Origin of the sequence: Sabulibacter ruber, from assembly GCF_017355955.1 — a bacterium.
In the GTDB taxonomy this organism is placed as follows: Bacteria; Bacteroidota; Bacteroidia; order Cytophagales; family Hymenobacteraceae; genus Nibribacter; species Nibribacter ruber_A.
In genome coordinates, this window is sequence record NZ_JAFFID010000001.1 from 935013 (window position 1) to 946396 (window position 11384).

Here is an 11384-nt window from a genome sequence, read left to right on the forward strand (position 1 = left end):
AATATTGGTTAATTTGAGATGCATCTTTATTTCATAAAGTTATATGTCACTCAAGAAGATTATTTCTGCGCTCCTCTTGGCGGGCAGCAGTTTTGTAGCAACGGGTCAGGCGGTGAAAGAGCACGGTGCTTTGCGCGTGGAGGGTACGCAGTTAAAAGACAAAGCAGGCCAGCCCATCGTGCTTCGGGGCATGAGCTTCGGGTGGCATAATTTCTGGCCGCGGTTCTACACTCCGCAGACGGTTAGCTGGCTTAAGAAAGACTGGAACATCAATGTGGTCAGGGCGGCCATGGGCATTGAACCCAAAGATGGCTACAAAGAAAAGCCCGAGTGGTCTAAAGAAAAGATAAAGGCGGTGGTAGACGGGGCTATCAAAGAGAACATTTACGTGATCATTGACTGGCACAGCCACAACATCAATCTGCCTGAGGCCAAGGCGTTCTTTACCGAGATGGCTAAGACCTACGGCAATAACCCGCACGTGATCTACGAGATCTTCAACGAGCCCGACGAGGAATCCTGGCCCGAGGTGAAAGCCTACTCCGAGGAACTCATCAAAACCATCCGGGCGATTGACCCAGATAACCTCATTCTGGTGGGCACCCCGCACTGGGACCAGGACGTGCACCTGGCCGCCGATGATCCTATCAAAGGCGCCACCAATATCATGTACACCCTCCATTTCTACGCCGCCACCCACAAACAGGAACTGCGTAACCGCGGCGATTACGCCCTGAACAAAGGCTTACCGCTGTTCATCTCTGAATCGGCGGGAATGGAAGCTACCGGTGACGGGCCATTGAACGAGGCCGAATGGCAGAAATGGATTGACTGGGCCGAGAAAAACAAAATCAGCTGGGTAACCTGGTCGGTATCGGATAAAAACGAGACCTGCTCGGTGCTGCTTCCCACCGCCTCCTCCACCGGCAACTGGAAAGACTCCGATCTGAAACCATCGGGCATTAAAAGTCGGGACCTTATCAGAAAGTACAACGGTCAGTCTCAAAAAAGAGCACAGAAATAGCTTTTATTACTGCCGAAAAGAACAGGTAAACGGAACCGCGGCAGTTCACAAATAAAACGCCCGGGCAAAATAAACGCCTGGGCGTTTTCCGTTTATTTTAGGGAAAGCAGGCTATAAATTGATATTTCCCCAATTTGCAGCCGTGGCAAGTACCGGAATTTACACGTACCTTGCAGCTTCATTCAAAGCTACTTACCCTATGATCCTCACCGACCTCCAGATTCTGGAAGAGATTGAAAAAGGTACCATTCTGATTGAGCCCTATGACCGAAGCTATTTAGGCACTAACTCCTATGATGTTCATTTGGGAAAATACCTGGCGTTCTACAAAGACGAGGTGCTGGATGCCCGCCAACACAACCAGATTGAAGTGTTTGAAATCCCAGAAGAAGGGTATGTGCTGGAACCCGGCCGCCTGTACCTGGGTGTCACCGAAGAATACACCGAGACCCACGCCCACGTGCCGTTCCTGGAGGGTAAATCCAGCGTAGGCCGCCTGGGAATTGATATCCATGCCACCGCTGGCAAAGGCGATGTAGGTTTCTGCAACCACTGGACCCTGGAGATCTCGGTAAGCCAGAAGGTGCGGGTGTACCACAACATGCCCATTGGCCAGCTGATTTATTTTGAGGTGAAAGGCGGCATTGAGAACTACTACAACAAGAAAAGCAGTGCCAAATACAACCAGCGGTCGGTGTTTCCGGTGGAGTCTATGATGTGGAAGAATAAGTTCTAAAAGGTAGTCGCAACGCTTCCGCTCCATATCTTTTAGAACAATTTGTAGTTATCTCAGATAGGCTTTGTAATACAGCAAGAACTTTATTTTCAAGGGTTTAAAAGCTGAAAAACAAGCAACAAACGGGTATTTAGCACGTTCTTTTCAGAGCAAAGTCAACTTTTTTAGCTTGAGTTTTGTTCAGGAATAGATGGCACGGGAATTGTATAAAAGAGATCAAAACCAGATGACTATGAAAAGATTCGTGTATACCTTAGCCTTGGTTCTGTTTGTGAGTATCGCGTCTTTCGCCCAGAGTGGAACCACCGCAGAGCAACGCGCCAAGAACTTGTCTGATAAAATGATCCGGGAGTTGCAGCTCAACAACTACCAGTCGCGCAAGATCAGGGAGATTAACCTGAAGAACGCGCTTAAAATGGTAGACTTTGAGACAAAGTACGCCAACAACCCGGCTGAACTGGAGAAATGTATCAATGGCGTGTGTAAGGAGCGTGACAAAGAGTTGGTGAACCTTTTAAGCACTGCCCAATACTCACAATATTACAGCGCACGTAAGTCATTTAACACCTATGACCGTGAATACGCGCTGAAGATGCAAAAAGAAAACGCCAGGGTAGCGAAAACATTAGTTGCTCAGGACAAAGCAGATGCTAAGCGTACGTTCCCGCAAACAGCACCTGCCGTAATCAAAGAGACTTCCACCAATAAATAATACGCCTAACAGCATAACAAAAAAGCCGCTTTCTCAAGCGGCTTTTTTGTTATGCATGCATTTGTTGCTTACTGAGGGTTCTGAGAATTGCGTTTTTGCTGATCCTCAACGTGCTTCATCAGTTCCTGGCAAAGCGCTCTCATTTTCTCGGCCATCATCTTGTCATTGGTAGCCTGCTCAATGCTCTGGGCCATAGCGCCAAGGGTATCAATGTAGAAGTACTTCATTTCATCCACCGGCATGTCTTTGGTCCAAAGGTCAATCTTCATGGTGCCAGAGTCATTGCGGTCCCACAGGGAAATATTGATGGCTTTGGCGAAGTGGATATCATCACCGGCATCGGTGGCGCGCCAGCTGATGGCTTCCGGAACGCGCTGATCATCAAGGGCAATACTGAAGTGTATTTCTGATTTCTTCATTTGTTTCATGGGCTTTCACGCGGGTGGGCGTGTCGGTTCAAAACACAAAGGTAAAACGTTTTTTGCAGTTAGCCGCTTCTTAAGCAGTCTTCCTCCCCTATTTCTATTTCTGGCCTGTTTTAAGAAAACCGACGGTAAAACAAAAGCCTGCCCGGATAAACCAGGCAGGCTTTCTTATTTTTTGTGTTTTGGTGCTTATACGTAGTTGTTCAGCATTACTGGCATTACCAGCATCAGGATGTTCTCTTCTTCGTCGTTGCTGGTTGGCATCAACAAGCCGGCGCGGTTTGGCGTGGAGAGTTCCAGTGAGATTTCGTCTGAGTCAATGTTGCTCAGCATCTCGGTGAGGAACTTCGCGTTGAAGCCAATCTCCATGTCCTCGCCGTCGTACTGGCAGGTCAGGCGCTCGCTTGCCTCGTTTGAGAAATCTAAGTCCTCAGCGGAGATTTGCAGCTCGCTGCCGGTAATGCGCAGACGAACCTGGTGCGTGGTCTTGTTAGAGTAGATGGAGATACGCTTAACAGAGCTCAGGAAATCGTAACGGTCAATGGTGAGTTTGTTAGGGTTCTGCACCGGAATCACGTTCTCGTAATCTGGGTAGCGCTCGTCAATTAAGCGGCAGATCATTCTGATGTTGTCAAAGCTGAAGAACGCGTTTGACGTATTGAACTCCACTCTTACGGCCGTAGCCTCATTTGGCAACGTAGACTTGAGCAGGTTGAAGGCTTTTTTAGGGATAATGATGGAAGCAGTGTTCTCGCTGCTCACATCCTGGCGGCGGTAGCGCAACAGGCGGTGACCGTCTGTGGCTACAAACGTGATGTTGCCGCTGTTCAGCTGCACAAAAATACCTGTCATGGCCGGACGCAACTCATCATTGCTCACCGCAAAGATGGTTTTGTTAATAGCACGGCTCAACACATTGGATGGAATCTCAATGGCATTGCCCCCGCGTACCACCGGCACTTTAGGGAAATCAGTGGCGTTCTCGCCAGACAATTTGTAACGGCCATTGGAAGAGCTGATCTCAATGGTGTAGGTCTCCTCGTCAATGGTGAAGGTGACCGGTTGGTCTGGCAGGTTTTTAAGCGTATCAATCAAGATACGAGCCGGAGCGGCAATGCGGCCGTTCTCGCGGGCTTCTACGTGTATCTCCGTGATCATGGAGGTCTCCAGATCACTTGCCGTGATGGTCAAGACGCCGTCGTTGATCTCAAACAAGAAGTTCTCCAAGATCGGCACCACCGGGTTGTTGGCCACTACCCCGTTGATGCTGGTAAGCTGCTTCAGCAGCGCCGTAGAAGATACAATGAATTTCATCCGCTATAGTAGGTTTGGATAAGGTCGTTTATCGGGCAAAGTTAACCAAAAAAGCATCTTTTCCTATCTTAAAGGCCGTTTTTGTTTCCGCCTAGCGTCTATTTCAGGCCTGTTTTTCAGAAAAGAAGCTAAATCTAAATGCCCCCGTTTTACCTCAATATATGAACTAATTCTCTTCTTTGAAAGGCTTATTGAACAAGCCCTTAAAGTAGAGAAGCCGGAGGAAAACTTCAGGGGAAGTGTGCCTCCGGCTTCTCTATTAAGAGTATCAGGAACTGGGCTAGCGTTTTTCTTTCATGAATGCTTTGAAAGCTCCTTTCTTCAGGAATTTAGAGGAGAGAGTATTCACGGTTGGGGCTGGAGCCGCCGCATCTGGGAAGGTAAACGTTAGGTTAGGTTCTGCCACGGTTACAAAATCCTGCTGGTTAAACAAGGTCAGGATGTCTGTCAGGCTACCGGTTGAATTTTTATCGGCGCTCAGGACATGGATGTCATCGCTGAAGGAGAACACAATCTTGGTTCTGGTTTGCTCCACAAATTTCTGCAACTGCTCTGGGGTGCCGCTGCCTTCAATAGACACCATGAACTCGTTGGTCAACCCAAAGCGCTGTGAGTTTGGATCTTCTTCATCCTGGGTGAACATGGGGTGGGCAAAGGAAACCACTGCCTCTCTCTGTAGTTTGGTTAACAGTTTTTCTGTGTCAAAGCAATTGGAGCCCTTAACCAGTTTCACCTGGGTGATGATACCAGAATCCATGGCTAATTCACCGGCAATGCTGTGTACCTGGGGGTATCTGTTCAGGAGCTGTTGTTTAGCTGCCTGAGACATTCCTTCTGCAAAGCCAACTAAAACCATCTCCCCGTTTGGCGTACCAAAATCTACTGGTCCGGAGATCTTATTGGTATAGGAGTAAAAAGTACATCCGGCAAAGCGAGCATCAGACATGGAGATTACTTGTCTGCTGGGTCTGGGCTCTTGACTTTCGCAGGAAAACAGAAAAGAAGATAATACTGTCAGGATTGAGAGAGAGAATAGTTGTTTCATAGCAAAATAGAATCATTGACCATATGATTCTACTACTACGGCTATCCTGAAAAAAAGAAACACTGATATAATTAAATCAACAGCTAAATTTCACAACATATTGTAAACAAACAACATACATATGTAAAATTTTACATTAGGAGAACCTAATATTTGTTGACTTTCATTCTGAGGCACGCAGGACTAATCTTCAAAACGTATTATTTACAATTAATTAATACGCCTCTTTAGCTGGCTACTTCTTCCTAAATAGCCTCCCATTTTTGGCAGGGAAGATTTTTCCTTTCTCCAAGCTCACTTTTCCATTGATCAGGATGGTCTCAAATCCGGTTGCCAGCTGAAAAGGTGACTCGTAAGTGGTAGTTTCGTGCACCTTGCCGGGGTCAAATACCAGAATATCGGCTTTCTTGCCCACCGCTAGTTCGCCTCTGTCTGTCAATCCCATCGTTTTAGCCGATAAAGAGGTCATTTTCCGGATGGCTTGCTCCATGGGTAGTTGGTTGGTCTTAACCACATACTCTTCAATGATGCGGGCAAAGGTGCCGTACCCTCTGGGGTGCCGCATGTCTGGTCCGCCGTCTGAACAAATCATTGTGGTAGAATCAGTAATGAAACGGGCTTGCAGGGCTTCATCCATCACAAAGTAGGCGGCCGATGCCCCGCCCGGCTTAATGTTATCAATAAGAACATCTTCAAAAGGCTTCTTTTTCTCCTGGGCTAGTTGCGCCAGAGTTTTGCCGGCAAACGGAGCCGTGCCAATGAGAGTGGCCTGAGGGCCATTGCGCTTGTTTACCCGGTTGCGGAGGTAAGTCTCCAGCTCTTCCCGACGAGTAGCCACCACCTGGTCAAAGTTATTAGGCGGCAAGGCCCACTCTGGGAACAGGATGCTGATGCCTGTAAAACTGGCGGTATACGGGTACACATCGGCGGTGACATTGATTCCTCTCTGGCGGGCCCTTTCCAGTTGAGCCAATAGCTGCTCTGCCCGTTCCCTACCTTTCCCGAACACGGCTTTGATGTGGGACACATGCACCGGGCAGTACTTGCCCTGCACGAGCAGTTCTTCCAGAGAGGCTTCCACCGCGTCATTGTCTTCGTTGCGCACGTGGCTGGTGATGAGCTTGCCCTTTTCCCCTACTATCTTTGCCAGATGCTCCAGTTCATAGGTAGGTGCGTACATTCCGGGGATGTATTCCAATCCGGTGGACAGCCCCAGGCAGCCCATTTCTAACTGCTCCCTTAGCAACTGCCCCATTTTCTCCAGCTGAGCCGGGGTAGGTAATGAATCGAATTTAACTCCAGATTCCATCCGCAGGGTACCGTGCCCTACAAAGGTAGCCACATTCACATCGGCGCCGGTTTGGTCCAGGCGCTGCATCCAGGTTTTCAGGTTCTCGGGGTGGGAACCGTCCTGTCCCAAAATAACGGTGGTTGCTCCCATTGCCAGAAAGTTCTGGAAGCCCTTCTTTCCCATGGGGTCGCCGTGGGCGTGGGTATCAATGAACCCGGGTGTCACCACTTTGCCTTTGGCGTCCATCACCCGTTGCACCTTCACCAGAGACGCATCTACGGCCCCGATGAAAGCGATCGTATCTTCCCGAACGAGCACATCCGCCCGATACGCCTTTCTACCGGTTCCGTCTACCACCTGCCCATTGGCAATGAGCACGTCAAACGTTTTATTGGGCTGGGTTTTGAGAAAAGCCTTGAAAGAAGGCTCATTTTGGGCACAGGCAGTAAGGGTGCATAAAAGAAGCGCAAGTACTTGTAAAGGATATAATCGCATGAGAGGGAAATGCTTTTTAGGGCAAGCGTTAATTCAAAATTCCTCTGGCTAGACCAGTACTAATTAGATCGGTTACAAGCAGCTTTGCTTGATTCTGGTCTGGTTTTCTAAAACCAGGTTTAAAACAGAACCGGTAACCAGCCCGGTACCTATTGCTATACAATTTGAGAGAACTCTGTCGTTTACACAAATATTAATAAAAATTAATATTCTGATTGACAACACCGCTATGAAAATTGAGCACGTGGCACTCTGGGCGCAGGACCTGGAAAAGATGAAGGAATTCTACGTGAAATACTTCCACGCCAAATCCAATGAGAGATACCACAACCCCACCAAGAACTTCACTTCTTACTTCCTGAGCTTTTCAGAGGGTGCCCGGCTGGAGATTATGCACAGACCCGATATCCCGGAGAACCAAAACGATGTTGCCCGGCAAAGCCTGGGGCTGATTCACCTGGCTTTCTCGGTGGGCAGTAAAGAGAAGGTAGATGCGCTAACCGAAACCCTGAGAAAAGACGGATACCCTATCTACGGGGAACCCAGAACCACCGGCGATGGCTACTATGAAAGCGTGGTGCTGGACCCAGAGAACAATATGATTGAGATTACAGAGTAATCCGTTTAGGGGCTGTTTTGTAGAAAACAGCCCCTAAACGGATTTAAAGCAACGTTAACCCTCCACGGCGGTCAATTTTGCCGGTGGCTGTCTCGGGTAGGCGGGGCAGGTAGCCAAATTGCTTTGGTATTTCGTACTTAGAGAGCGATTCAGTGAGTTTGCCTTTGAGGTTGGTTTCTTCCACATCGGTGAGCGGACTTCCTTCCAACACGGCAATGAGGCGTTCACCCAAGGTTTCATCCGGCAGGGCCGCCGCAAAATAACGGCGGGTTATTCCCAAGTCAGCCAACGCTTCTCCCAGGGCTGCTTCCACTTTCTCTAACTGCACCTTTACGCCACCGGAATTGATGGTGTTATCGGCACGGCCCAACCACCGGAAGGAAGTATTGTTCAATAGTTCCACCAGGTCATTGGTGATCAACGTCTCGCCCCCGGTAACCTCCGCGGAGATGGTGAGGCAGCCGCGTTCATCCTGTCCTAAGGTTACCTCGGGGGGAGCGGTGTAGTGATCGGTTCTTTCGCTTCCGTTCAGCCGGCGGACGGCAATGTGGGAGATGGTTTCGGTCATGCCGTAGCTTTGGTAGACGGGTACTTCCAGCGTTTGCACGGCTTCTTCCAGGGTTTTACTAATGGCGGCCCCACCCAGCAGAATGGCTTTCATATGGTTCAGTTTGGCAACTTTCTCTGGCGTTTGCTCCAGAATGGCCTGTAGTTGCAGGGGCACCATGGCGATGAAATCAAACTCGGCATCTGGGTCTACGCTGGCCAACGGGTTCCCGATGGGTTCCACTATGGTCATGTGCAGTCTGCCCACCAAGCCACGCACCAGCATCATCATGCCTGCAATGTACTCAGTGTTCATGCACACCAGCACACGGTCTTCGGGCTGCAGGTCAAAAATGCGGAGGGTCCGTTTGGCACTGGCCTCCATCCGGTCCCGGGACAATTCCAATAGCTTGGGGGTACCGGTACTGCCCGAGGTCTGCACCGCGTACTCCTGCACGCCCTGCAGCCAATTCTTGCAGAACTCCAGTGTTTTGGCCTCATACCCGTCTATGGGAATACTCTCCCGGAAGGAGTAATGCTGAATTTCATCCAGAAAGAATTTCTTGCCATTCAGGAGCAGGTGGTCGGGCATGGGATTGGGTAGCACGTAGTGCGTATCAGGTAACACGATAAAACAAAGTAAGAAACAATCTTCTTACCGATGCTTTCTCATACTAGGAAGGGGCCTAAAAAAGTTACGGAGCAGCCCTGAAGTTTATTTTCAGAACTGCTCCGCTACTTAACTATCATACGCCCAGGCACCACAACTTATGTCTTGGTACTTGATACGTGCTACTTGCTAGCATCACGGGAATTTAGGATACTTAGAGAAGTCTGGTTTGCGTTTCTCCAGAAAAGCGTTCTTGCCTTCTTTGGCTTCGTCTGATAGGTAATACAGCAAGGTAGCGTCTCCGGCCAGTTGCTGCACCCCGGCCTGTCCGTCCAGTTCGGCGTTGAAAGAAGCTTTGAGCATGCGCAGGGCCAACGGGCTTTTCTCCAGGATTTTCCCGCACCACTCCACGGTGGTTTCCTCCAGTTGTTCCAGCGGCACTACTTTGTTCACCAGACCCATATCCAGAGCTTCCTGGGCGTTGTACTGATCGCACAGGTACCAGATCTCGCGGGCTTTTTTCTGGCCTACAATACGGGCCAGGTAAGACGCCCCGAACCCTCCGTCAAAAGAACCTACTTTAGGACCAGTCTGCCCGAAACGGGCGTTCTCCGCGGCAATGGAAAGGTCACACACTACGTGCAGTACATGGCCACCGCCAATGGCCCAACCCGCCACCATGGCAATCACCGGTTTAGGAATGCGACGGATCTGCATCTGCAGATCCAGCACGTTCAGGCGAGGCACGGTGTCTTCGCCAATGTAGCCGCCGTGGCCGCGCACGCTTTGGTCACCGCCCGAGCAGAAGGCTTTGCCGCCCTCGCCGGTTAAGATAATCACCCCAATGTCTGAGTTGTCCCGGCAAATGTTCATGGCGTCAATCATCTCGGCCACGGTGCGCGGCGTGAACGCGTTGTGCACGTGCGGACGGTTGATGCTGATTTTGGCGATGCCGTTGTAGTATTGAAAAAGTATCTCTTGGTACTCCTTAAGAGTTGTCCAGTTGAATTTGCTTTGCATGAACCTTGGTTTTGGTTAAAACATAATGGGCATAAAGGTACAGTGCCCATGCAGGATTATGCAAAGGTATACGTAGAAATCAAATTTACTTAGTAGAGTTCTTTCTCCATTCTTTGTTGTTTTTTCTCGTTCAGCCGTTTTTCGTTCATCTCAAATTTATGGTCTACAGAGTAGTACCCAGAACCCCCGATAAAGTAAAATATAAGGGCGATTAGGGTAATCAAAGAAACCGCGAACTGTGGATTAACGGAGAAAAATCCCTGATCTGGGTTAAAGAAAAACACTGCGCCAATCAGGATAGGAATCTGAAAACCAATGGCTACCCGGGTAATCAGCCCTATCGCAATCAGTACTCCTCCCACCAAGTGGGCAAAAGCCACATAATGGGCCAACCCCAGAGCCACAAACTGAAACTGGCTGTTCTGGATGATCTGCGCCAGAGCCGAAGTATCGGCAATGAAGGTCAGGCCTTTGTATAAGATGAAAAGGCCTAGAAGAATTCTCCCGTAGTCATACGCTACCGGATGGTGTTCATGTTGCCACCTGTCTACTTGTTGTGCCCAATTCATTTTCTTAACGCTTTAATGAGAGCGTCCTCACATGCTTTATACGTTATTCGCCAACTTTATATAAAATAGTTACAAAACATTTTTCCGGTGAAACCCCGGGAAAAGGCCGAGAAACCGGCAGAAAGGAAGAGGAACTTCTAAAAAGTAGTAGAATGGAGAAGCGTACACCACCCTACTACTTTTAGAAGTGGCATGTTGGATTTTTACCTACTGGCCAGAGCCAGCAGTTAGGTTTTGGATAGGCTATCAGGGTAGTTGGTTTGGTAGGCAGCGAAGTAAGGTCTGGTGATTGGTCTTTTCTTCCGCTGTTTGTAAGAATTCTGTAAACCGAAATTCTCAGATAAGTGGGATGCCTGAAGCAGGCATTGAAGGGGCTTCTACAGCGCGCGGAAGGCGCAGGAAGGGGACCATGGCCTGGAGCGGAGGTATAAACTTCCTGCTCCTTTCAGGCACCTCTTAGAGGTTGTTAGCCAAAGGGGTGTGCGTGTGGTTGTCAGTGGACAAACGGTGTTTCTTTTTCTTCTTGAAGTAATGCCTGGTTTCTAAGGTCTTGTGATCAAAAGAATAATACCCGGACCCGCCCACAAAGTAGAAGGTCAGAAAGAAAAGGGTATACAGCGCCACAGCAAAGGGTGAGTAGATAGAGAACAGATCATGCGTAGGGCTGAAAAACAGGACTGCGCACATCACAATGGGGATCTGCACCGCACAGGCAATTCTGGTATGCCAGCCCACCATAATCATGATTCCTCCCACTATATGGATCGCGGCAATTGCATAAGACAAATACGTTGCGATGTTATATAGCCTGCTCTCTAACAGAATCTGCTCAAGGGCCACAATGTTGAACAGGAACTGAACCCCCTTGAAGAGAAGAAAACACCCAAGAGCGATTCTTCCGTAATCATAGAGCACCACCCGGTGCTTATGATGCCACTTCTCTACATCTCTCGTAAACTCCATGATTTTCACGCCATT

12 protein-coding genes are annotated in these 11384 nt (G+C 49.1%); 4 read left to right on the forward strand and 8 right to left on the reverse strand.

Annotated elements, in window-relative coordinates; translation table 11 throughout:
* Positions 1–43 precede the first annotated feature (43 nt).
* The 3 genes from JT719_RS03995 (at position 44) to JT719_RS04005 (ending at position 2472) form a co-directional block, all read left to right on the forward strand.
* Complete coding sequence (locus JT719_RS03995) at positions 44–1024, forward strand: glycoside hydrolase family 5 protein (RefSeq protein WP_207431208.1); 981 nt, start codon at positions 44–46, stop codon at positions 1022–1024.
* 199 nt (positions 1025–1223) lie between these two features.
* Complete coding sequence (dcd, locus tag JT719_RS04000; RefSeq protein ID WP_207431209.1) at positions 1224–1760, forward strand: dCTP deaminase; 537 nt, start codon at positions 1224–1226, stop codon at positions 1758–1760.
* 232 nt (positions 1761–1992) lie between these two features.
* Positions 1993–2472 (forward strand): hypothetical protein, encoded by a 480-nt coding sequence (locus JT719_RS04005; protein ID WP_207431210.1) that lies wholly within the window; start codon positions 1993–1995, stop codon positions 2470–2472.
* 68 nt (positions 2473–2540) lie between these two features.
* Here the strand turns inward: JT719_RS04005 and gldC are convergent, their stop codons facing one another.
* The 4 genes from gldC to JT719_RS04025 all read right to left on the reverse strand — a co-directional run bounded on the left by gldC (position 2541) and on the right by JT719_RS04025 (position 7042).
* Positions 2541–2900 (reverse strand): gliding motility protein GldC, encoded by a 360-nt coding sequence (gene gldC, locus JT719_RS04010; protein WP_341350739.1) that lies wholly within the window; start codon positions 2898–2900, stop codon positions 2541–2543.
* A gap of 186 nt (positions 2901–3086) precedes the next feature.
* Complete coding sequence (gene dnaN / locus JT719_RS04015) at positions 3087–4211, reverse strand: DNA polymerase III subunit beta (protein ID WP_207431211.1); 1125 nt, start codon at positions 4209–4211, stop codon at positions 3087–3089.
* Between the two features lie 280 nt (positions 4212–4491).
* Positions 4492–5157, reverse strand: a complete 666-nt coding sequence (locus JT719_RS04020; protein ID WP_207431212.1) for a hypothetical protein — start codon at positions 5155–5157, stop codon at positions 4492–4494.
* Positions 5158–5491: 334 nt separating this feature from the next.
* Positions 5492–7042, reverse strand: coding sequence for an N-acyl-D-amino-acid deacylase family protein (locus JT719_RS04025; RefSeq protein ID WP_207431213.1), 1551 nt, complete (start codon positions 7040–7042; stop codon positions 5492–5494).
* A 229-nt stretch (positions 7043–7271) separates the two neighbouring features.
* Here JT719_RS04025 and JT719_RS04030 point away from each other — a divergent pair, with 229 nt between their 5' ends.
* Positions 7272–7661, forward strand: coding sequence for a VOC family protein (locus tag JT719_RS04030; protein ID WP_207431214.1), 390 nt, complete (start codon positions 7272–7274; stop codon positions 7659–7661).
* A gap of 43 nt (positions 7662–7704) precedes the next feature.
* Here JT719_RS04030 and JT719_RS04035 read toward each other — a convergent pair whose 3' ends face one another.
* The 4 genes from JT719_RS04035 to JT719_RS04050 form a co-directional block, all read right to left on the reverse strand.
* Entirely contained in the window at positions 7705–8835 is a 1131-nt protein-coding gene (locus JT719_RS04035) for an AMP-binding protein (protein WP_341350740.1), read from the reverse strand.
* Between the two features lie 177 nt (positions 8836–9012).
* Entirely contained in the window at positions 9013–9837 is an 825-nt protein-coding gene (gene menB, locus JT719_RS04040) for a 1,4-dihydroxy-2-naphthoyl-CoA synthase (RefSeq protein WP_207431215.1), read from the reverse strand.
* Positions 9838–9926: 89 nt separating this feature from the next.
* The gene (locus JT719_RS04045; RefSeq protein WP_207431216.1) at positions 9927–10406 is read right to left on the reverse strand and encodes a DoxX family protein; all 480 of its coding nucleotides are present in this window, start codon (positions 10404–10406) and stop codon (positions 9927–9929) included.
* A 456-nt stretch (positions 10407–10862) separates the two neighbouring features.
* Positions 10863–11369, reverse strand: coding sequence for a DoxX family protein (locus JT719_RS04050; RefSeq protein WP_207431217.1), 507 nt, complete (start codon positions 11367–11369; stop codon positions 10863–10865).
* Positions 11370–11384: the final 15 nt, after the last annotated feature.